At 66.9% G+C, this 21,164-nt stretch carries 17 protein-coding genes; 6 read left to right on the forward strand and 11 right to left on the reverse strand.

Annotated features, from left to right (window positions below; all coding sequences use genetic code 11):
- Positions 1-279 precede the first annotated feature (279 nt).
- Positions 280-1,425, forward strand: a complete 1,146-nt coding sequence (locus AC0SZ7_RS20505) for an efflux RND transporter periplasmic adaptor subunit (RefSeq protein ID WP_475506108.1) — start codon at positions 280-282, stop codon at positions 1,423-1,425.
- 8 nt (positions 1,426-1,433) lie between these two features.
- Positions 1,434-4,553, forward strand: coding sequence for a multidrug efflux RND transporter permease subunit (locus tag AC0SZ7_RS20510; RefSeq protein WP_475506109.1), 3,120 nt, complete (start codon positions 1,434-1,436; stop codon positions 4,551-4,553).
- Between the two features lie 31 nt (positions 4,554-4,584).
- On the opposite strand, the gene AC0SZ7_RS20515 is transcribed toward AC0SZ7_RS20510, so the two are convergent.
- From AC0SZ7_RS20515 to AC0SZ7_RS20550, 8 genes are all read right to left on the reverse strand, one after another.
- Positions 4,585-5,196 carry a DUF5666 domain-containing protein gene (locus AC0SZ7_RS20515; protein ID WP_475506110.1) on the reverse strand — a complete coding sequence of 204 codons (612 nt, stop codon included), beginning with the start codon at positions 5,194-5,196 and terminating at the stop codon, positions 4,585-4,587.
- Between the two features lie 60 nt (positions 5,197-5,256).
- Positions 5,257-6,051, reverse strand: coding sequence for a hypothetical protein (locus AC0SZ7_RS20520; RefSeq protein WP_475506111.1), 795 nt, complete (start codon positions 6,049-6,051; stop codon positions 5,257-5,259).
- A 217-nt stretch (positions 6,052-6,268) separates the two neighbouring features.
- Positions 6,269-8,926, reverse strand: coding sequence for an aminopeptidase N (pepN, locus tag AC0SZ7_RS20525; protein ID WP_475506112.1), 2,658 nt, complete (start codon positions 8,924-8,926; stop codon positions 6,269-6,271).
- Positions 8,927-8,938: 12 nt separating this feature from the next.
- The gene (locus AC0SZ7_RS20530; protein WP_475506113.1) at positions 8,939-9,769 is read right to left on the reverse strand and encodes a DUF2797 domain-containing protein; all 831 of its coding nucleotides are present in this window, start codon (positions 9,767-9,769) and stop codon (positions 8,939-8,941) included.
- Entirely contained in the window at positions 9,766-10,026 is a 261-nt protein-coding gene (locus AC0SZ7_RS20535; protein WP_008371636.1) for a YeaC family protein, read from the reverse strand. Before AC0SZ7_RS20535 ends, AC0SZ7_RS20530 begins: the two co-directional genes overlap by 4 nt.
- Positions 10,027-10,040: 14 nt before the next feature.
- Positions 10,041-10,910, reverse strand: a complete 870-nt coding sequence (locus AC0SZ7_RS20540; RefSeq protein ID WP_475506114.1) for a rhomboid family intramembrane serine protease — start codon at positions 10,908-10,910, stop codon at positions 10,041-10,043.
- On the reverse strand, positions 10,907-11,878 hold the full coding sequence (locus AC0SZ7_RS20545; protein WP_475506115.1) for a metallophosphoesterase: 972 nt from the start codon (positions 11,876-11,878) through the stop codon (positions 10,907-10,909). Before AC0SZ7_RS20545 ends, AC0SZ7_RS20540 begins: the two co-directional genes overlap by 4 nt.
- Positions 11,878-12,768 carry an NAD(+) kinase gene (locus tag AC0SZ7_RS20550; protein WP_416425987.1) on the reverse strand — a complete coding sequence of 297 codons (891 nt, stop codon included), beginning with the start codon at positions 12,766-12,768 and terminating at the stop codon, positions 11,878-11,880. Before AC0SZ7_RS20550 ends, AC0SZ7_RS20545 begins: the two co-directional genes overlap by 1 nt.
- Positions 12,769-12,917: 149 nt before the next feature.
- Between AC0SZ7_RS20550 and AC0SZ7_RS20555 the strand changes: the two genes are divergently transcribed.
- Positions 12,918-13,898, forward strand: coding sequence for a DUF1853 family protein (locus AC0SZ7_RS20555; protein ID WP_475506116.1), 981 nt, complete (start codon positions 12,918-12,920; stop codon positions 13,896-13,898).
- Positions 13,895-14,446: a cytochrome b gene (locus AC0SZ7_RS20560; RefSeq protein ID WP_475506117.1), complete on the forward strand. Its 552-nt coding sequence runs from the start codon at positions 13,895-13,897 to the stop codon at positions 14,444-14,446. Before AC0SZ7_RS20555 ends, AC0SZ7_RS20560 begins: the two co-directional genes overlap by 4 nt.
- Before the next feature lie 596 nt (positions 14,447-15,042).
- Here the strand turns inward: AC0SZ7_RS20560 and AC0SZ7_RS20565 are convergent.
- The 3 genes from AC0SZ7_RS20565 to AC0SZ7_RS20575 form a co-directional block, all read right to left on the reverse strand.
- Complete coding sequence (locus AC0SZ7_RS20565) at positions 15,043-15,939, reverse strand: 1-aminocyclopropane-1-carboxylate deaminase/D-cysteine desulfhydrase (protein WP_475506118.1); 897 nt, start codon at positions 15,937-15,939, stop codon at positions 15,043-15,045.
- A gap of 42 nt (positions 15,940-15,981) precedes the next feature.
- Complete coding sequence (locus AC0SZ7_RS20570) at positions 15,982-18,018, reverse strand: oxidoreductase (RefSeq protein WP_475506119.1); 2,037 nt, start codon at positions 18,016-18,018, stop codon at positions 15,982-15,984.
- Positions 18,019-18,178: 160 nt separating this feature from the next.
- Positions 18,179-18,790: a glutathione S-transferase gene (locus AC0SZ7_RS20575; protein ID WP_475506120.1), complete on the reverse strand. Its 612-nt coding sequence runs from the start codon at positions 18,788-18,790 to the stop codon at positions 18,179-18,181.
- 127 nt (positions 18,791-18,917) lie between these two features.
- Between AC0SZ7_RS20575 and AC0SZ7_RS20580 the strand changes: the two genes are divergently transcribed.
- Both AC0SZ7_RS20580 and AC0SZ7_RS20585 read left to right on the forward strand, forming a co-directional pair.
- Positions 18,918-20,048, forward strand: a complete 1,131-nt coding sequence (locus AC0SZ7_RS20580; protein ID WP_475506121.1) for a nitrilase-related carbon-nitrogen hydrolase — start codon at positions 18,918-18,920, stop codon at positions 20,046-20,048.
- 4 nt (positions 20,049-20,052) lie between these two features.
- A complete protein-coding gene (locus AC0SZ7_RS20585) occupies positions 20,053-21,093 on the forward strand; it encodes an AraC family transcriptional regulator (RefSeq protein ID WP_475506122.1) in 1,041 nt (346 codons plus the stop codon).
- Positions 21,094-21,164: the final 71 nt, after the last annotated feature.

The following is a 21,164-nucleotide window of genomic DNA, read 5'->3' on the forward strand; positions in this document are numbered from 1 at the left end:
TGTTCGACCAGATCTACACCCAGCAGTGACAACACCCCCGTTGTGGGAGCTGGCTTGCCAGCGAGCTGTTGATGGCCCCAAAAGCTCGCTGGCAAGCCAGCTCCCACAAGTTATACGCTCCGACATGGTGCCAACCCTGGCACCTTCGTTCCAGGTAATTGCATAAAAGCGACACCCACAGTAATCCAGCGGCCAATTGTTTCGTCCTTTCTACATTGGCACAGCCATTGCTCTTCACGCCCCACCCCTCTCATGAAGAGAGCCCATCCGAGTACGACCATGCCCAGCTTCACGCCCACGCTAAAAGCCCTGGTCCTGTCGATTGCCACCAGCGGGATGCTGGTGGGCTGCGACAAGCCTGCTTCACCCACCCAGGCGGCGGCCGCCGGGCCGATTGCCGTGGACGTGGCCACCGCCACGCCGGCGCTGGAACCGCGCACCACGGTGCTCACCGGGCGCCTGGAAGCCTTCCGCACTGCCGAGGTCCGCGCCCGCGTGGCCGGTATCGTCGAACAGCGCACCTACACCGAGGGCGCGGCGGTGAAGGCCGGCGACCTGCTGTTCCGCATTGACTCGGCGCCGTTCGCCGCCGACCTCGCCGCCGCCGAGGCCGAGCTTGCGCAAGCGCGCGTGGCCGCCGAATCGGCCAGCGACATTGCCCACCGCTCGCAGCAGTTGGTGGTGGACAATTCCATCAGCGTGCAGCAAAGCCGCCAGGACCTGTTCGCCGAGAAGCGCGCCAAGGCCGCGGTGCTGTCGGCGGCGGCCAAGGTGCGCAGCGCGCGCCTGCAACTGGACTACGCCAGCGTCAAGTCGCCAATTGCCGGCCGCGCCCGCCGCGCGCTGGTCAGCGAGGGCGCCATGGTGGGCCAGGACGAAGGCACGCCGCTGACTACCGTGGAGCAACTGGACCCTATCTACGTCAACTTCTCGCAGCCGGCCAGCGACTTCCTGGCGTTGGGCGAGGCGCTCAAGGACAGCCCCGGCGCCGCCCGCGTGACCCTGCGCCTGAGCGACGGCAGCCTGTACAAGCGTGCCGGCAAATTGCTGTTCACCGACACCGCAGTAGACCCGAAGACCGACACCGTGGCCCTGCGCGCGCAGTTCGACAACCCCGAACAACTGCTACTGCCCGGGCTGTACGTGCAGGTGGAATTCGAACGTGCCGGCGGCCACCACGACGTGCTGATCCCGCAGCAGGCGCTGACCCGCACCCGCAACGGCGCCTATGTGATGGTGCTCAAGGATGGCCACGCGCGCCAGGTCAACGTCCAGGCCCAGACCCTGCAGGGCCGCCAATGGCGGGTCAGCGCCGGGCTGGCCGGCGGTGAACAGGTGATTCTCGACGGCGGCGCCCTGGGTGACGGCCAGGCCGTGGCCGTGAAACCTTCCGCCGACACCGGCACGGTAGCCGATCGCTCATAAGGAATTGCATGTCAGCCTTTTTTATCGCCCGGCCGGTCATGGCCTGGGTCATCGCCATTGTCATCCTGCTGGCCGGGCTGGGCGCGGCCACGCGCCTGTCCATGGAGCAGTACCCCAACGTCGCGCCGCCCCGCGTGGGCATCACCGCCAGCTACCCGGGCGCCTCGCCCGAGGTGGCCGAGCGTACCGTCACGGCGGTGATCGAGCGTGAGCTGAGCGGCATTCCGGGGCTGCTGTATTTCGCCTCCAGCAGCTCGGAAAACACCATCGAGCTGAACCTCTCGTTCGAGACCGGCACCAACACCCAGCTGGCTGCCGTTGAAGTGCAGAACCGCCTCAAGCGCGTGGAGGAGCGCCTGCCCGAGAGCGTGCGCCGCCAGGGCCTGACGGTGGAGCAAAGCGGCCAGAACGAGCTGATGTTCGTGACCCTGACTGCCGACAACCCCAACGTCGATGACATCGAGCTGGGCGACTACGCCACCAGCGTGGTGCGCCCCGCCCTGCTGCGCACCCCAGGGGTGGGCGGCGTCGAGGTGTACAGCCCCGAGTACGCCATGCGCATCTGGCCCGACGTGCAACGCCTGACCGCCACCGGCATCACCACCACCGAGCTGGTCAACGCCATCAGCCTGCAGAACCAGCGCATCACCCTGGGCGCCATCGGCACCCCGCCCTCGCCGGCCAGCACCGCGATTACCGCGCCGCTGGCGGTGCAGGAAGAGCTGGACACGCCCCAGGCGTTCGGCGCCATTGCCCTGCGCGTGAACCCGGACGGTTCGGCCCTGCGCGTGGCCGACGTGGCGCGGGTGGAGCTGGGCGGCATGAACTACGACTACCCGGCGTTCCTCAACGGCCGCTACGCCGGTGCCATCTCGGTGAAGCTGGCCAGCGGTGCCAACGCCCTGCAGACCGCCGACGCCATCAAGGCCACCCTGGCCGAGCTGGCGCCGGAGTTCCCCCCAGGCCTGCATTACCACACCGCCTTCGACACCTCGACCTTCGTGCACCTGTCCATCGTCAAGGTTGGCTACACCCTGGTGGAAGCCATGGTGCTGGTATTCGCGGTGATGTGGCTATTCCTCGGCAACTGGCGCGCCACGCTGATCCCCAGCCTGGTAGTGCCCATCGCCTTGGCCGGCACCTGCGCGGCCATGCTGGTGCTGGGCTTTTCGCTGAACGTGCTGACGCTGTTCGGCATGGTGCTGGCCATCGGCATTCTGGTGGACGACGCCATCGTGGTGGTGGAGAACGTCGAGCGAATCATGGCCGAGCAAGGCGTGGGCCCGCGCGAAGCCACCCTGCAGGCCATGGGGCAGATCAGCGGCGCAATCATCGCCATCACCCTGGTGCTGACCGCCGTGTTCGTGCCCATGGCGCTGTTCCCGGGCGCCGTGGGGCAGATCTACCGGCAGTTCACCGTGGCCCTGGCGGTGCCCATGGCGCTGTCGGCGTTCCTGGCCTTGAGCCTGACCCCGGCGTTGTGCGCCACGCTGCTCAAGCCTGCCAACCACCGCGCCAGCCCTGGCCGCGTGGCGCGCGCCAGCCAGGCGTTCGCCGACCGTTACCTGCGGGCACTGGACGCCTTCCTGCGCCGGCCGCTGCGTTTCATGCTGCTGTACGCCGGGCTGCTGGGCGTGTGCGCGTTGTTGTTCGCCTACCTGCCGGGCGGTTTCCTGCCCAAGGAAGACAAGGGCAACTTCGCCACCGTGATCCAGCTGCCCACGGGCGCCACCCAGGCCGACACGCGCCAGGTGGTGGACGAGGTGCAGCGCTTCATGGCCCAGGACGCGAACATCGAAAGCCGCTTCGCCATGCAAGGCTTCAGCTATTTCGGCGACGGCCAGAACGCGGCCATGGTGTGGCCAACGCTGATCGACTGGGCGCAGCGCAAGCAGCCCGACCAGCAGGTGGACGCGATCATGCAGCGCATCAACAGCCATTTCGCCAATGGCACCGCCAGCCAGCCCAAGGCCACGGTGAAGGCGCTGAACACCCCGCCGCTGCCGTCCATGGGCCGCACCGAGGGCATCGACCTGCGCCTGCAGGACCGCGGCGGCCTGGGCCACGACGCACTGCTGGCGGCCAAGGACCAACTGCTGGCGCTGGCCGCCAAAAGCCCGGTGCTGGCCGACGTGTCATTCTCCGGCCAGGACGACGCGCCGCAGTTGCGCGTGAGCATCGACCGGGTCAAGGCGCAGAGCATGGGCGTGGCGGTCAGCGAGATCAACGACACCCTGGCCACCCTCTATGGCTCGCAGTACCTGGGTGACTTCATCTACAAGAACCAGGTGCGGCGCATCCTGGTGCAGGCCGAGGGCCGCGACCGCCAGGCCGCCGACAGCCTGCTGCAGGCGCGGGTGCGCAACGGCAACGGTGACATGGTGCCGCTCAGTGCCTTCGTGAGCATGCGCTGGACCCTGGGCGCGCTGCAGATCGATCACTTCAACGGCTTCCCGGCCATGGCCATCAGCGCCCAGCCGGCGCCGGGCTACAGCACCAGCCAGGCCATGGATGCGCTGGGCGCGCTGGTGGCGCAGCTGCCGGTGGGCGTGGGCTACGAGTGGGCCGGGCAGTCGTACCAGGAGCGCCTGTCGGGCAACCAGGTGCCGCTGCTGTTCGGGCTGTCGGTGCTGGTGATTTTCCTCTGCCTGGCGGCGCTGTATGAAAGCTGGTCGATGCCACTGGCGGTGATCCTCGCCATTCCGCTGGGGCTGCTGGGGGCGCTGGCTGCCACGCACTTGCGCGGCATGCCCGATGACCTTTATTTCAAGGTGGGCATGATCACCATCATGGGCCTGACGGCGAAGAACGCCATCCTCATTATCGAGGTGGCCGAGACCCTGCACCGCCAGGGCGCCAGCCTGCACCAGTCGATACTGGACGCGGCGCGCATGCGCCTGCGGCCCATCGTGATGACCTCGCTGGCGTTCATGTTCGGCGTGCTGCCACTGGCCCTGGCCACCGGCCCGGGTTCGGCCAGCCAGCGGGCGATCGGCACCAGCGTGTTCGGCGGGATGCTGTCGGCGACGGTGCTGACGGTGTTCTTCGTGCCGTTGCTGTATGGCCTGGTGGTGCGCTTGCGCAAGCCAGGACGCAGCCTGGCGGCAGCTGCTACAGCCCCCCTGTAGCAGCTGCCGAAGGCTGCGTCCGGCACAACCATTACATCGGCGGTTTCAGGCCATTTTCCCCAGCGGAAATGGCCTTCGCGGTGTAGCTGCCGTCCGCCGCCTTCTGCGCGAACAGCACAATCTTCACCCCCGGCTTGAGCAGGCTGCGGTCAGCCGGCACCAGGTTGACCACCGGCACGTCGTCCGGCACCAGGATCTTCTGCTCGCCACCCTTGTACTTCACGGTGATGGTGCGCCCGTTGGCCACCACCAGGTCGCCGACGCTGCCGTTGGTCATGCTGCTGTTGGCGGCCAGGTCGAAGGCGCGATGGCCGTCGCCGGTGCCGGCCATGGACGGCGGGAACACATGCACTTCCAGGGCCTTGAGGGTGCCGTCGGCCTGGGGAATGGCGGCCGAGCCGACGTAGCTGCCCGGCTTGATGTCGGCGATGTTGGCCAGGGTCACGCCACGCACCTGGGTGTCGGGCGTCAGGTGCACCACCACGTCTTCGCCGCGGTTGGTCTTCACCTGCAGGTCGTCGCCGTTGATGGCGGTGATGGCCCCGCGCACGCCCGTGGGCTGCGCGTCGGCGGCGTGCAGGCCGCCACTGGCAAGCACGGCCAGGGCCAGGCCGGATGCGGTGAACAGGCGTTTCAGCTTCATGAACGGCACTCCTGAGGGGAATAGATAGCTAGCGATCAATTCCCACTCTATCACCGTTGTTCAGGCCAGCGCGTGCTCTTCGTTGAGCAGCGTCACGCCGCCGTCGATGATCACTTCCAGGGCGTGGTCCTTGCCCCAGCGGAACAGCTGGGCCAGCAACGTCGAGTTGATTTCGCCGAACAGGTACACGGTGTTCACCGGCTGTTCAAGGATCCAGCGTCCCAGGTCGGTGGCCTCCAGCGAGTGCTGGAAGTCGTAGGTGAATTCCGGCTCGCTGAAGCGCGGCTTTACCTCCACCACCGAGCTGGCCAGCAGGTCCGGGGCCTTGGCCGCCACCTGCACATGGGCCAGGGGAAACTTGCCCACCCGCCAGTCGCGCAGCAGCTGCACCAGGCGCACCTTGGCGCGCTGGGCCTTCATGTCGAGGCGGCCTTCGGAGGGAATTTCCAGGCGCTGGTTGAGGATCAGCCACACCGGCTGGCGGCGCGGGGTCTTGAGCAACACCTCGGCCTTGACCTTGGCCGCGCGCAACGCCAGCGCCAGCACCAGCAGCAACGCCGTGGCCACCCAGCGCAGGCTGCCCTCGCCCGCCGCCTGCACCACCAGCGCCAGCGCCACGCAGCCCAGCCACAGGTAGTCGGCGCGCTTCCACGCCACCTCGCCCCAGCGGCCCAGGGAAATGCACGCCCAGCAGAACAGGCTGTACAGGAACAGCGCCAGCACCGCCAGCCAGCGCAGGTCGCGCGCCAGGGCCAGCACGTCCAGCGCCGGGCTCAGCCACAACGACACCACGGCCAGCAGCACCAGGGAAATGAGGGTGGGTAACAGGTAAGGCTTGTTGAAAAACTGCTTCATGAATGTCAGCCGAAAAGTCCAGGGGGCGTTGGGACGTATCGGCGGCGGGTGGGGATTCTTGATGGTTGATTTGGCGTGGTGCCCGGACGCGGCCTGCGGCGGATGGCCGCCCCGCCGCTGCTACGGGACGTGTCGCGTCAAACACCGCGTCCGGCAACGCACAAAAAAGGCGCCGCCCTGCAAGGCAGGTGCGGCGCCTGATTAAACAACAGCCAGCTTACGCCAGGCTCTTGCTCACCACTTCATACACGTCACTGCTCAGCTCGCCGGAGGCCAGGATGCGCTCCAGCTCGCCGCGCATCAGCGCCTGGCGGTGCGGGTCGTATTTGCGCCAGCGGGTCAGCGGGCCCAGTTGGCGCGAGGCGATCTGCGGGTTCAGGGCGTTCAGCTGGATGACCAGGTCCGCCAGGAAGCGGTAGCCCGAGCCGTCCACGGCGTGGAAGTTGACCAGGTTCTGCTGGGCGAAGGCACCGATCAGGGCGCGCACCTTGTTGGGGTTTTTCAAGGTGAACGCCGGGTGTTCCATCAGCGCCTGCACGCGTTTCAGGCCGCCTGGCAGGGTGCTGCCGGCCTGCACGCTGAACCACTGGTCCATGACCAGCGGGTTGTCCTTGAAGTGCTCGGCGAAGCTTTCCAGGGCCTTGGCTTTCTCGGCGTCGAAGTGCGAGTTGACCAGCACGGCCAGCGCGGTGAGGCGCTCGGTCATGTTGTCGCAGGCGTCGAACTGTTCAAGGGTGGCTTCCAGCACTTCAGGCTTGGCAGTGAGCATCAGGTACGACAGGGCGATGTTCTGCAGCGCACGACGGGCGAAGTGCTCGGCTTCCGGTACGTAGGCGGTCTCGCGCGAGATGGCGCGGTTGGCCTGGTAACGCTGCCACAGGGCGCCGTACAGGTGCTCGGCAATTTGCGCGCGGGCAAATTCGCGGGCGGCATGGATGGCGTCCACTTCGGCGCGGTCGCTGAGCTCGGCCAGATAGGCTTCGCTCGGCAGCGAGAGCATCTCGGCGACCATGGCCTGGTCCAGGCTGTGGTTCGCCAGCACGGTGCCCAGGGCGGTGATCAGCCGTGGGTCGAGCACCATGGGCTTGTTGTCCATGTACTGCGCGGTCAGCTCCTGCAGGCACTGCACGGCCAGGCGCTGGCCGGCATCCCAGCGGTTGAAGCCGTCGCTGTCGTGCTGCATCAGCACCATCAGCTGGTCGCGGTTGTAGTCGAAGCTCAGCTTCACCGGCGCGCTGAAGCCGCGCAGCAACGACGGCAGCGGCTTGGCGTCGATGTTGTGGAAGGTGAAGGTCTGGTCTTCCTCGGTCACCGACAGCACGCGGCTGGTGCCCACCGGCGCGCTTTCGCCGGCCAGTTGCAGCGGCAGGTCGTTGCCATGGGCGTCGATCAGGCCCAGCGCCACGGGAATCACGAACGGCAGCTTCTCAGCCTTGTCCGGGGTGGCCGGGCAGGTCTGGTGGAAGTGCAGGCTGTAGGTTTTGGCGGCAGCGTCGTAGCTCTCGCTGACCTGCACGCGCGGGGTGCCGGCCTGGCTGTACCAGCGCTTGAACTGGGTGAGGTCGACGCCGTTGGCATCCTCCATGGCCTTGATGAAGTCATCGCAGGTCACGGCCTGGCCGTCGTGGCGGTCGAAGTACAGGTCGCTGCCCTTGCGGAAGCCTTCGGCGCCCAGCAGGGTGTGGAGCATGCCGACCACTTCGGCGCCCTTCTCGTACACGGTCAGGGTGTAGAAGTTGGAGATCTCGATGAAGCTGTCCGGGCGCACCGGGTGGGCCATGGGGCCGGCGTCTTCGGCGAACTGGTGGGTGCGCAGGTAAGCCACGTCCTGGATGCGCTTGACCGTGGCCGAGTTCATGTCCGAGGAGAAACCGGCGTCACGGTACACCGTGAAGCCTTCTTTCAGCGACAGCTGGAACCAGTCGCGGCAGGTGACACGGTTGCCCGACCAGTTGTGGAAGTATTCGTGGGCGACGATGGCCTCGACGCGCTGGTGGGCGGCGTCGGTGGCGGTCTCGGCGCGGGCCAGCACGGCGCTGGAGTTGAAGATGTTGAGGCCCTTGTTCTCCATGGCGCCCATGTTGAAGTCGTTGACCGCAACGATCATGAAGATGTCCAGGTCATACTCGCGGCCGTAGGCCTCTTCGTCCCAGCGCATGGATTTCTTCAGGCTGGTCATGGCGTGCTGGCATTTGTCGATGTTTTCCGGCTCGACGTAGATGCGCAAGGTGACGTCGCGCTTGGACGCGGTCTCGAACTTGTCTTCCACGCACCACAGGTCACCGGCCACCAGGGCGAACAGGTACGCCGGCTTCATGAACGGGTCTTCCCAGGTGGCCCAGTGGCGGCCGTCTTCACCGGGGCCGCTGGCAATCGGGTTGCCGTTGGACAGCAGCACCGGGTAGCTGTGCTGCTCGGCGCTGACCGTGGTGGTGAACTTGCTCATCACGTCCGGGCGGTCGAGGTAGTAGGTGATCTTGCGGAAGCCCTCGGCCTCGCACTGGGTGCAGAACATGCTGCCGGACTTGTACAGGCCTTCCAGCGCCGTGTTCGTCTCGGGGTGGATGCGCACGCTGGTGTCCAGCGTGAAGGTGGCTGCCGTGGGGTGCAGGGTCAGGTGGCTGTCGTCGATCTGGTAATCGGCAGCACCCAGTTCCACGTCGCCCAGGCTGACCGACAGCAGTTCAAGCTGCTGGCCGTCCAGCACCAGTGGCGGCAGGCCGGGCCCGCGCGCCGGGTTGCGGCGCATGACCAGCTGCGCGTGGACCAGGGTATGGTCGTCGTGCAGCTCGAAGGTCAGGTGCGTTTCGTCGATCAGGTACTCAGGGGCCTGGTAGTCCTTGAGGTAAATCATTTTCGGCTGTTCGGTGCGCATGCTGACATCCTTCTACTGATGCACGGCGAGCTGGTACGCCGTGTATTTGCGAATATTGATCACGCCGGTGTCGAAGATCAGGTACTGGCCCTTGATGCCCAGCAGCGTACCCTCGGCGACAGGATTCTTGTCCAGGTTGAAACTGGTGATCTTGGCCGGGTAGGCCTGGACCGGGTAGCGGATCTCCAGCACTTCGGTGTCATGCAAGGGTTGGATGGCCTGCAGGCCGAAGCGTTCCTGCAGCATCGACAGGCCGGCGCCACAGGTGTCGAACAACATGTCGCGCACCAGGGGCAGGTCCACCGGCGCAGCGTCGCCCTTGAGCAGCGCGCGCCAGTTGGTACGGTCGGCCACCTGGCTGCGGAACAGGTCTTCCACCAGGCCCGATTGCTGGCGGGTGGCCACGCGCACGATCGGCAGGGCCTGGCTGGCGCCCTGGTCGAGCCAGCGCGTGGGCAGCTGGGTGGCGCGGGTGATGCCCACTTTCACGCCCGACGAGTTGGCCAGGTACACCACGTGGTCGGTCATGCAGAACTGCTCGCCCCAGGACGGCTCGCGGCAGGTGCCGGCGTCGTAGTGGCAGCGCTCGGGGCTCATGATGCACACGTCGCACTGCGCCAGCTTGGTCATGCAGGGGTAGCAGTAGCCCTGGCTGAAGCTGGTCTTGGTCTTGCGACCACAGTGGGTGCAGTGGATGGCGCCCAGGTATTCCAGGCGCAGGGGCTTGCCGATCAGGTCATTGACCGGAATCTCGACGTCGCCCAGGCGAAAGCTGTACTGGACCGCCGACTCGTCGAGCCGGGTGGCCATCTTGCTCAGGGTACCGCGACCAATCTCGTTCAATGGACAGCATCCGACTTGAACAGAATGTTCGCCACCGGCGCCGATTTCGAGGCGCATTCCTGCGGGCCCATGTAGCCGGTGCGCTGGTCTTCGGGCAGGTTTTGCATCTCCCAGGCGATTACCGCCTGCAACGACAGCTCTTTCTGCTCGGTGGTGAGCTTGCGGCCGTCGGACCATTTGCCGATTTCCACGGCCAGTTTCAGGCTCTCGTAGATTTCGGGGGTGATGTTTTCGATCATGTGGGCGAAGGAAGTCATGGCGTCTCCAGAATTTATGCGCGTAGTTTACGGCGCGCGAAGGCGCCACCCAAGAGCCCTGTCAGGCAACCGACCAACAGCCCGCCAACGTGGGCGGCGTTGGCGATCTGGCCGAACATGCCCACCAGCGGGGTCATGCAGATGACCAGCCACACCAGCATCATCACCATCACGCTGCGCGGCATGCGGTAGACGTTGTTGGGCGCCAGCCACTGGAACACGAACACGTGGCCCAGCAGCCCGTACAGCACGCCCGACAGGCCACCGAACAGGGTGGGCCCGCTGTACCAGTACTGGGCGCTGTTGGACACCAGGCTGAACAGCAGGGTCAGGCCGATGAGGTTGATGCGGCCCTGCAGGATTTCGATGCGTTTGCCCAGTTCCCAGTACCACAGGGCGTTCATGGCCAGGTGCAACACGCCAAAATGCAGGAGCATGGGCGTGAACAGCCGCCACCACTGGCCGGCGTCGAGGCTGGCGCCCAGGGGCAGGAAGTAGAGGTTTTCGCTGTCGAAGCTGAAGTCCTGGAAGGTCAGCCAGTGCAGGGTGTCGAAGTTGTCGCCCAGGTAGGTCAGGCCGGCGACGATCAGGCACAGCAGCAACACCAGCGCCGTGGCCGGGCAGGCACGGGCCTGGTCGGAAAGGCTGGGCCGCGAGATGCGTGGCCGCGGCTGGTAGCTGCCCAGGTCGATGTCGGCGTTGCCATCCGGGAAACGCTGGTACAGGTCGCGGATGTCGGCGGCCATCTGTTCGTCGATGGCCCACAGCACCTGTTCGCCGCGCTCCTCGCTGACCCGGTGCGGCACCTGCAGGCGCGTCAGCAGCTGCACGAAACCGCTGAGGTCGGTGCCCAGCGGCAGGCGCATGGCGCTGACCGGCCTCATGGCTGCACCTGCGCGCGTTCCACGTCCACCCACACGAACTTGTGCGGGTCAATGAGCGTTTCCTGGTCCAGGCGGTAGGCCACCAGCTTGCCGTAGAGCACGGCGCTGTAGTCCAGGCAGGCCAGGTTGGGGCGGATGGCCGAGGGCCGGCCGCTGCGCCAGTAGTGGCCGACGAACAGCAACGGTTCGTCGACACCGTAGCGCAGCAGGTTGTTTTTCTGGCTGCTGGACAGCGGCGTGCTCGCCACCTCTTCGGGCAGCGCATCGGGCTGGAAGACGATGTCGCCGTAGGTCTGCGGGTCGTCTTCCCAGAACTTGGTGCGGAAGAAGGCGCGGGTCAGGCCGTCGCCGCCGGTCAACGTCAGGCCGTCGGGCAGGCGCATGTCGGTGCCGCGCAGCAGGCGGTCGAAGACGTTGCAGGCGAAGCTGCCCGGCACCGCGGCGGCCTGCACGAAGTGCTGGTCGATGCAGCCGTCCGGGTATTGGCCGCGCAGCTGCTCGATCATGCTGTGGTCCCAGCAGGCGTGCACCAGGCGGAAGCGCCCGGCGTCGATGAACAGCGGCATGTCGTAGAACCACTGCACGAAGTCTTTCCAGTCACCGGGGTGCTGTTCGAACTGCGCCAGGGTGTCGCCGATAAGCCGCGCGTGGCGTGGCGTGTGCTCGCGCACGAATTGCTTGCCGCTGCCCGGCGGCGCCGGCGTGCACCAGCCCAGCGCGTTGAACTCATGGTTGCCCATGATGCAGTGCGCCTGGCCGGCGTCGACCATGTCGTGGACGATGTGCAGCGCCTCGCGAATGCGTGGGCCGCGGTCGATGATATCGCCCAGGAACAGCGCCTGGCGCTGGGCGTGCCGCCAGATACCGCCCTGTTTGCGGTAACCGAGGGTGTCGAGCAAGTGCTCAAGGGTATGAGCGCAACCGTGCACGTCACCGATCAGATCGTAGCTGCGTGCGGGATCGAGCATCAGTCTCCTGTGCCTCCCAGCCGGCTGCCCCAACCGAGTTTGGTGCGGCAGACTTCGTAATAGTTGTGGTCCAGCGGGTGGATCAGGCGCAGTTTCTGCGACTTCTTGCTGACCGTGACGGTGTCGCCAGGGGCGCAGGTGAAGTGGTTCTGGCCGTCGCAGGACACTTGCGGGTAGATGGTCATGTCCTTGGACACGACGATCTTCAGCTCACTGTTGCCATCCACCACGATCGGCCGGCCCGACAGCGTGTGCGGGTACATGGGCACGATGACGATGGCGTCGAGCTTGGGGTGCATGATCGGCCCGCCCGCCGACAGCGCGTAGGCGGTGGAACCGGTGGGCGTGGCGACGATCAGGCCGTCGGCCTTCTGGCTGCACACGAACTGGCCGTCGATGTAGATCTCGAACTCGATCATGCGCGTGGACTTGCCGGGGTGCAGCACCACGTCGTTGAGGGCGTCGCCCTGGCCGATGGCCTCGCCGTGGCGGCGCACTTCGGCCTGCAGCAGGAAGCGGTTTTCCACCAGGTAGTGGCCGTCCAGCACCTCGGCGACCTTCACCTCAAGCTCGTCGGGGCGGATGTCGGTGAGGAAGCCCAGGCTGCCGCGGTTGATGCCCAGCACCGGCACGTTGTGCTTGGCCAGCGCCCGCGCGGCGCCCAGCAGGCTGCCGTCGCCGCCGACGACAATCACCATGTCGCACACTTCGCCGAGCATCTTGCGCGTCGAGGTCTGCAGGTTGTGCCCCGGCAAGACTTCGGCAATGGTGTCCTCGAGGATGACGTGCAGGTGCCGGTCGAGCAGGAATTTTTTCAGGCGGCGAATGGTATCAAGCACCTGGGAACTGCCGAGGCGGCCGATGATACCGATATTGCGAAATTGCTCCATGGGGCTCCTGCGGGGTCTGGAACGGGCGCGGCCACGGTGCGGCGCCTTGGGAAACGTGGGGTCGATTATGGGCGAAAGCAACCGGCAGGACAAAAAGGTTTGCTGTATGGGGGCGATTGGTCGCAAGCCAAACCGGCTATGCTCGCACCATGACTCTATTTCCGACGTTAGCCGCTCTACCCCGCCACTTGCGCCAGCCGCAGGTGCGTGACCTGGCGTGGGTGATACTGGCGCCGCCGATGCTGGCGCAAACGCCATGGCCGCAGCGCCACCCGCTGACCGGTAGCGACTGGGTGGCGCAGCCCTGGCGGCTGGAAGCGTGGCTGCGGGCGCTGGATATCGACCACAGCCCGGTGGTGGAATGGCTGGCCCGGGGCGCCGCCACTCGTCGCCTGGGGCTCTATTACGAGCGTTTGTGGCAGTTTGCCCTGAGCCAGGCGCCAGGCATCGAGCTGATTGCCTCGAACCTGCCCATCCGCCGCGAGGGCCACACGCTGGGCGAGTTGGACATTCTGCTGCGTGACGGCGACGGCGCGCACCACCTGGAACTGGCGATCAAGCTGTACCTGGGGCCCCAGGCCGGTGACGGCGAGAATGCTGCCTTGTGGCTGGGCCCGGGCAGCCACGACCGCCTGGACCTGAAGCTTTCGCACCTGGCCCAGCACCAGCTGCCCATTTCTGCGCGGGCCGAAAGCCGCCAGGCCCTGGCAGCGCTGGGCATCGACCAGTTCAGCGCGCAGCTGTGGCTGGGCGGCTACCTGCTGTACCCCTGGCCCGGCACCGCGCAGCCGCCGCTGGGTGCATGCCCAAGGCACCTGCGCGGCCTGTGGCTGCACCAGCGCGACTGGGCCGCTTTCTACCGGCAGAGCCAGCCGGGGCGCTGGCAGCTGCTGCCACGCCACGCCTGGCTGGCGCCGGCACGTTTTGCACAACACGACACCTGGGACGCCGAGCAACTGCAGCACTGGCTGCAGGCGCTGGACCCGCTGGCCCCGGCACAATTGCTGGTGCGCCTGGTCCAAGCCAGCGATGGCGCCTGGGAGGAGGCCGAACGGCTGTTTCTGGTCGCGGACCTGTGGCCCAATGCGCCACCTATAAAAAGATGCAACGACCGTGAGGAAACCCCATGACCTGGAAAAACACCGAGGCACGCTATGGCAGCCTGTCCATTGCCTTGCACTGGCTGATGCTGGTGCTGCTGGCCATTGTCTACGCCTGCATCGAGTTGCGCGGCAACTTCCCCAAGGGCAGTGACAGCCGGACGCTGATCGTGCAACTGCACTTCATGACCGGGCTGACCGTGTTCGTGCTGGTGTGGCTACGCCTGGCGGTGAAAATAGCCGGCGCCGCGCCGAAAATCGTGCCCAAGCCGCCGGGCTGGCAGACCGGCCTTGCGCACCTGATGCACACCCTGCTGTACGCGCTGATGGTGGCCATGCCGCTGCTGGGCTGGTTCATTCTCAGCGCCGCCGACAAGCCAGTGCCGTTCTGGGGGCTGGAACTGCCGCACCTGATTGGCCCGGACGACGAGGCGGCCAAGCAGATCAAGCACTGGCATGAGCAGATTGGTACCTGGGGGTATTGGTTGATTGGGCTGCATGCGCTGGCGGGGCTTTATCATCATTACGTGGTGCGTGATAACACCCTGGTGCGGATGTTGCCGCGCAAGCACGGCTGATTACCGCCAGGCCGCGTCCGGGAACACCGCGCAAAGGCAGGCACGCCGCGTAACGGTCGGACGCAGCCTGCGGCAGCTGCTACGCGGGAATCCCGTAGCAGCGGCCGCCAGGCCGCGTCCAGAAGCACCGCGCATCGGCGGGCACACCGCGTAACGGCCGGACGCAGCCTGCGGCAGCTGCTACGCGGGGATCCCGTAGCAGCGGCCGCCAGGCCGCGTCCAGAAGCACCGCGCATAGGCAGGCACGCCGCGTAACGGCCGGACGCAGCCTGCGGCAGCTGCTACGTGGGGATCCCGTAGCAGCGGCCGCCAGGCCGCGTCTGGGAGCACCGCGCATCGGCAGGCACGCCGCTTAACGGTCGGACGCAGCCTGCGGCAGCTGCTACGCAGGAGATCCCGTAGCAGCGGCCGCCAGGCCGCGTCTGGGAGCACTGCGCATCGGCGGGCACGCCGCGTAACGGCCGGACGCAGCCTGCGGCAGCTGCTACGCGGGGTATGGCGCGCGCACCCTGTAGCAGCGGCCGCAGGCCGCGTCCGAGGGCACCGCGCATCGCCAGGCACACCGCGTAACGGCCGGACGCAGCCTACGGCAGCTGCTACGTGGGGTGTGGGGCGGCGCGTATGCCCTGCAGGCCGCCGGTGTGGATGAACACCAGGCGGGTGCCCGGGGCGAAACGGTGGAGGTTGTCGTGCAGCGCCAGCAACGCCTTGCCGGTGTACAGCGGCTCCAGCGGCACGCCGCTTTCCTGCTCGGCGGCGGCCATGAACGCCAGCAACGTTGCATCCACCTTGGCAAAGCCGCCGCGGCTGGCGTCGATCAGTTCGAAGCCACTGCCCTCGCCCAGCAACGCCGCCAGGTTTTCCTCCACCCCATGGCCACCCGGCACCGCCGTGGCGCCATAGGCGAATGGCCCACCGGCCTGCACCAGGCCCGCCAGCGTGGTGCCCGTGCCGACCGCCAGCCACCACGCATCAAAATCGTCCCAGCCAAGTGCCGGCAACCCCGCGCGCACCTGCGCCAGCAGTACCTGGCAGCCGCGCGCGCCCTCCTCGCCGCCGCCACCTTCAGGCACCGCCAACAAATCCGGATACAGCGCCTGCCACGGCAGCCAGAACCCCGGCGCATGGCGTTCACGGTAGCCGGCATAACCCAGCCAGTGCAGCTCCATGCCAAATGCCTGCAGGTCTTCGACGGTGGGCGTCTGCTGCGGGTGGCCGCGCAACAGGCCCACGGTCTTGAAGCCCAGGCGCTTGCCTGCCGCCGCCAGGGCGTGAAGGTGGTTGGAATGGGCGCCGCCAAGGCTCATCACCCCGCCCAGGCCTTGGGTGCGCATGCGTTGCAGGTGTTCGCTGAGCTTGAACCATTTGTTGCCACTGACCAACGGGTCGATCTGGTCCAGGCGCAGGATGGCCACCTGCACCCCGGCGGCGCGCAGCCAACCGAGGTCCAGGGGATGAAGAGGCGCAGGGTGCGCCCAGTCGGGAAGGGTCATTGCAGGTCACTGGCAGGCCATGGAGCCTGCCAGTTTACCGGGTCACAGCTCCGCGGCCAGCCGTGAACCCTGGTTGATGGCGCGCTTGGCGTCCAGTTCGGCCGCCACGTCGGCGCCACCGATCAGGTGCACCGACTGCCCGGCGGCCACAAGGCCCTCCTGCAGTTCGCGCAGCGGGTCCTGCCCGGCGCAGATCACCACGTTGTCGACGGCCAGCACCTGGGGCTCGCCCTGGCCGATGCGCACGTGCAGGCCGGCGTCGTCGATGCTCAGGTACTCGACGCTGTTGAGCATCTGCACGCCCTTGTTCTTCAGGCCGGTGCGGTGAATCCAGCCGGTGGTCTTGCCCAGGCCGTCGCCCACCTTGCTGGCCTTGCGCTGCAACAGGTACACCTGGCGCGCCGGTGCATGTGGCTGCGCCTTGACGCCAGCCACGCCGCCACGGGCTTCCAGGGCGGTGTCGATGCCCCACTCCTTCCAGAACGCGGCGCGATCCTGGCTGGTGGCCACGCCTTCGTGCACCAGGTACTCGCTGACGTCGAAGCCGATGCCGCCGGCGCCGATCACCGCCACGCGCTGGCCTACGGGCTTGCGTTGCAGCAGCACGTCCAGGTAGCTGAGCACCTTGGCGTGCTCGATGCCGTCGATGGCCGGCAGGCGCGGGGCGATGCCGGTGGCCAGGATGATGTCGTCGAAGCCGCCCGCCGCCAGCTGCGCGACGTCGACGCGGGTGTTGAGGCGCAGGTCGACGCCGGTGGTTTCCAACTTGCGCTTGAAGTAGCGCAGGGTCTCGAAGAACTCTTCCTTGCCGGGCACGCGCTTGGCCACGTTGAACTGGCCGCCAATTTCGCTGGCCGAATCGAACAGGGTCACCTGGTGCCCGCGCTCGGCGGCCACGGTGGCAGCGGACAAGCCCGCAGGACCGGCGCCGACCACGGCGATCTTCTTCACCTTGGCGGTGGGGATGTAGTTGAGCTCGGTCTCATGGCAGGCACGCGGGTTGACCAGGCAGCTGGTCAGCTTGCCGCCAAAGGTGTGGTCCAGGCAGGCCTGGTTGCAGCCGATGCAGGTATTGATCTCGTCGGCGCGGCCCTCGGCGGCCTTGTTGACGAAGTCGGGGTCGGCGAGGAATGGCCGGGCCATGGACACCATGTCGGCGTCGCCCTCGGCGAGGATCTGCTCGGCCACCTCCGGGGTATTGATGCGGTTGGTGGTGATGAGCGGGATCTGCACCGCGCCGCGCAGCTTGGCGGTGACCTTGCTGAACGCTGCGCGCGGCACCTTGGTGGCAATGGTGGGAATGCGCGCCTCGTGCCAGCCGATGCCGGTGTTGATCAAGGTGGCACCGGCCTGTTCGATGGCCTTGGCGAGGATGACGATTTCATCCCAGCTGCTGCCGCCTTCCACCAGGTCAAGCATGGACAGGCGGAAAATGATGATGAACTGCGCGCCTACCGCTGCGCGCACGCGGGTGACGATGTCCACGGCCAGGCGCATGCGGTTCTCGTAGGCGCCGCCCCAGCGGTCGGTGCGGCGGTTGGTCTGCGCGGCGAGGAACTGGTTGATGAAGTAGCCTTCCGAACCCATGATTTCCACGCCGTCGTAGCCGGCCTGCTGGGCCAGTTGCGCGCAGTTGACGAAGTCGGCGATCTGCTTCTCGATGCCCTCCTCGTCCAGCTCACGCGGGGTGAACGGGTTGATCGGCGCCTGCAGGGCGCTGGGTGCCACTTGCTTGGGGCTGTAGGCGTAACGGCCGGCGTGCAGTATCTGCAGGCAGATCTTGCCGCCTGCCTCGTGCACCGCCTGGGTCACCACGCAGTGCTTTTCGGCTTCTTCCGGCGTGCTGAGCTTGGCCGCGCCGGCGTATACACCGCCCTCTTCGTTGGGGGCGATGCCGCCGGTCACCATCAGGCCCACGCCGCCACGGGCGCGCTCGGCGAAATAGGCGGCCATGCGCGCGAAACCGCCGGGCTTCTCTTCAAGGCCGGTGTGCATCGAGCCCATGAGGGTGCGGTTGCGCAGGGTGGTGAAACCCAGGTCCAGCGGGGCGAGCAGGTGCGGGTATTGAGCGGCGGCCATGTGTCACTCCATCAACAGGCAAATCACGGTATGCGGTGGGCTCGGTAACCTGTACCGGCCCGCCGTCGTTTATCTGTCGTTGAATTTACGGCCAAGACGCAGGCGCCTCAATGACCGAAAGTGACAAGTTATTGATCCAAGAGCACAGCCGCTCTGCGGGTCAGACCATTGGGTAGCGCTTGAACACCGCGCTCTGTTCCAACTGCTCGGCCTGGGCACGCAAGGCCGGGAAATCCCCGCCCTTGACCACATCCGGCACCATCAGCTGGATAAACGACCACGCCACTGCACTGCTGACCGCCGCCTGGTCCGGGCGCTGTTCGGCGGCCGATGCCACGGCGGCCCAATGCCCGTCCAACGCGCTGCAGGCCGCCAGCAATTGCCCGGTAACCCTTGCCACCCACGGCTGGTGCAGCTTCTCGGCAGGCCGCAGGTTACGCTCGTAGACGATTTGCACGGCTTTCTCGCACGCCGCCAGGGCCAGGCCCGTCACGCTCAACGCCTGCGCCAGCGGCTGCGGCGCCTTGGGCAACAAGGTGTTGGCCACACTGGCTTGGCGCTCGAAGTAATCGATGATCAGCGTCGAGTCCATCAGCACGGTGCCATCGTCCAGCACCAGGGTCGGCGCCTTGACCACCGGGTTGATTGCAGCGAAGGCGTCAAAGGTGCTGAACACCGACACGGCGTCGTGCTCGAAGGCAATGCCCAGCAGGTCCAGGGAAATGGCGGTGCGGCGAACGTAGGGCGAATCCAGCATGCCAACCAGCTTCATGGGCGTCTCTCCTTGAGTTATCCCATTACATTAACCGCAGTGCCGTAGGCGCGCAAAGCGGCTCACACCTTGATAACCTGTGCGGCTAACATTCCATTTCATGTACCCGGGAGTTTCACGCCAGCCCATGGCCCGATTGTTGTTCAGCCTGCTGTCCCTCGTTCTGGTGGTAGCCCTCGGCACGTATGCCGTGTGGACCCAGGACCGCCCAGCAGGCCATTACCTGTCCGACCTGCGCATCCAGGTGGCGCTGGATGAAGGCGTGCGCGCCGACCGCGGCAACCTGCTGGGCATCCAGCCCGAGCTGTTCGCCACTGACTACCAGAGCCTCACCACCCTGCACCGCAAGTTGGCCGCCTACCTCGGCCAGGCCCGCGCCCTGGGCATGCTCAGCGCCAAGACCGTGGTAGTGCTGCCCGAGCACATCGGCACGCTGCTGTGGGCCCGCGGCGAGAAGGATGAGCTGTACCAGGCCCCGCACCTGGCCGAGGCCAATCAGTGGCTGGGCTACAGCAACCCGCTGCTGTTCGCCCGCGCCTGGCTGGCGGCCAAGGGCGACGACCGCACCCAGGACACCCGCCTGCGCATGAAGGCCAGCAGCATGGCCCGCGACTACCAGCAGCTGTTCGGCGGCCTGGCCCGGGAGTTCGGCGTTACCCTGGTGGCCGGCTCCATCATCCTGCCCGACCCACAGCTGCGCGATGGCACCCTGGAAACCGGCAGTGGCGGCCTGTACAACGTCAGCCTGGTGTTCGGTGCCGACGGCAAACCCCTGGGCCAACCCCAGCGCCAGCTGTACCCCGATTTCGTCCAGCGCCGCTACGTGCAGGCCAGCCCCGAGCCGCAGTTGCAGGTGCTGGACACCCCGGCCGGGCGCCTGGGCGTACTGATTGGCAGCGACAGCTGGTACCCGGCCAACTACGCCCAGCTCGACGCCAAGGGCTGCGAACTGATCGCCGTGCCCGCCGCCCTCAACGGCAAGGACGTGTGGCGCGAACCCTGGCGCGGCAACCCCGAGCGCACCGACGCCGAGCAACTGGGCATCAAGCCCGGCGAAGTCAGCGAGGGCGAGGCCTGGCAACGCCTGGCCCACGCCAGCCGCGAGCCAGTCAGCAAGGCCCGCGCCAGCGTCAGCGTATTCCTGCGCGGGCAGTTCTGGGACCAGTTCAGCGACGGCCAGAGCTTTGCCAACCACGACGGCCACACCCACCCCACCGATGACGGCCGCGGCGCGCGGCTGATCAACCTGTGGCTGTAGGCCCATGCCTAGCCAACCGGTAAGACTGGGCGACCTGTCCGTAGGCTTCATACACGCCCTGGCGGACGCGGTGGCCAGCCATGGCCAGGACCCCGCCCCGCTGCTTCTGCAATACGGCCTGGACCCCTCGCGCCTGGCGGAAGCCGGCGCGCGGCTGTCGATACCGCGCTACATGCGCCTGGGCCACGCCGCCATCCAGCTCACCGGCGACCCGGCCCTGGGCCTGCGCATGGGCAGCCTGTGCCGCCTGCCCCAGGCCGGCCTGGCTGGCGTCACCGCTGCCCAGGCGCCTACCGTGCGCGAGGCCGCGCGCACGCTGATTCGCTTCGCACCACTGAACCAGTCCAACTACCGCGGCCAGTCCAGCCTGCACGAAGACGCACGCGGCGCCTGGCTGCGCTTCTACTCCATCAGCCCCTACAACGCCTACAACCGCTTCGTGGTGGACTCGGTGCTGGGCGGCTGGCTGCAGCAGCTGGGCACCCTGTGCGGCCAGCCGTTGCGCGCCGAGCGTATCGAGGTGGAGTATGAGTTGCCCGCCTACGCCGAACAGTACCAGTGCCTCAGCAGTGGCCCGGTCAACTTCGGCGCCGAACACAACCAGGTGCGCCTGAGCCTGGCCAACCTGGCCCTGCGCAACCCGGACCATTGCCCCAGCACCTACAAATACCTGCTGAGCCTGTGCGAGCAGGAGCTTGAACAACGCACGCGCACGCGCAGCCTTGGCGAACGCATCAGCCAGTTGCTGGGGCCGTTGCTCAACGGTGGGCGGGAGCCGGATCTAGGGGAAGTGGCGGCGCGGCTGAAACTGCCGACCTGGACCTTGCGGCGCAAGCTGGCCGATGAGGGCACCCAGTTCCGGGCGATCCTCAATGACACGCGGCGCGACCTGGCCATGGCCTACATCCGTGACACGGAGCTGGCCTTCGGCGAGATCGCCTTTCTGTTGGGGTTTGCTTCGGCGGAAGCCTTCGCGCGCGCGTTCAAGCGCTGGACGGGGCAGACGCCCGGGGATTATCGGCGCTTGAGCATGCGGGCGTTATAGTTCGGTGGCGTCTTCGGCGGGCTCCAGCGGGTCCAGCTCGACGGCGCGTGATTCCAGCAGTTCTTCCTGGT

The organism is Pseudomonas sp. JC1203, assembly GCF_056175065.1.

Excerpts from the sequence above, each read along its gene's own strand:
- AC0SZ7_RS20505 (WP_475506108.1), top strand. The coding sequence starts at position 280 with ATGCCCAGCTTCACGCCCACGCTAAAAGCCCTGGTCCTGTCGATTGCC.
- AC0SZ7_RS20510 (WP_475506109.1), top strand. The coding sequence starts at position 1,434 with ATGTCAGCCTTTTTTATCGCCCGGCCGGTCATGGCCTGGGTCATCGCC.
- AC0SZ7_RS20515 (WP_475506110.1), bottom strand. The coding sequence starts at position 5,196 with ATGAAGCTGAAACGCCTGTTCACCGCATCCGGCCTGGCCCTGGCCGTG.
- AC0SZ7_RS20520 (WP_475506111.1), bottom strand. The coding sequence starts at position 6,051 with ATGAAGCAGTTTTTCAACAAGCCTTACCTGTTACCCACCCTCATTTCC.
- pepN (WP_475506112.1), bottom strand. The coding sequence starts at position 8,926 with ATGCGCACCGAACAGCCGAAAATGATTTACCTCAAGGACTACCAGGCC.
- AC0SZ7_RS20535 (WP_008371636.1), bottom strand. The coding sequence starts at position 10,026 with ATGACTTCCTTCGCCCACATGATCGAAAACATCACCCCCGAAATCTAC.
- AC0SZ7_RS20540 (WP_475506114.1), bottom strand. The coding sequence starts at position 10,910 with ATGAGGCCGGTCAGCGCCATGCGCCTGCCGCTGGGCACCGACCTCAGC.
- AC0SZ7_RS20545 (WP_475506115.1), bottom strand. The coding sequence starts at position 11,878 with ATGCTCGATCCCGCACGCAGCTACGATCTGATCGGTGACGTGCACGGT.
- AC0SZ7_RS20550 (WP_416425987.1), bottom strand. The coding sequence starts at position 12,768 with ATGGAGCAATTTCGCAATATCGGTATCATCGGCCGCCTCGGCAGTTCC.
- AC0SZ7_RS20555 (WP_475506116.1), top strand. The coding sequence starts at position 12,918 with ATGACTCTATTTCCGACGTTAGCCGCTCTACCCCGCCACTTGCGCCAG.
- AC0SZ7_RS20560 (WP_475506117.1), top strand. The coding sequence starts at position 13,895 with ATGACCTGGAAAAACACCGAGGCACGCTATGGCAGCCTGTCCATTGCC.
- AC0SZ7_RS20565 (WP_475506118.1), bottom strand. The coding sequence starts at position 15,939 with ATGACCCTTCCCGACTGGGCGCACCCTGCGCCTCTTCATCCCCTGGAC.
- AC0SZ7_RS20570 (WP_475506119.1), bottom strand. The coding sequence starts at position 18,018 with ATGGCCGCCGCTCAATACCCGCACCTGCTCGCCCCGCTGGACCTGGGT.
- AC0SZ7_RS20575 (WP_475506120.1), bottom strand. The coding sequence starts at position 18,790 with ATGAAGCTGGTTGGCATGCTGGATTCGCCCTACGTTCGCCGCACCGCC.
- AC0SZ7_RS20580 (WP_475506121.1), top strand. The coding sequence starts at position 18,918 with ATGGCCCGATTGTTGTTCAGCCTGCTGTCCCTCGTTCTGGTGGTAGCC.
- AC0SZ7_RS20585 (WP_475506122.1), top strand. The coding sequence starts at position 20,053 with ATGCCTAGCCAACCGGTAAGACTGGGCGACCTGTCCGTAGGCTTCATA.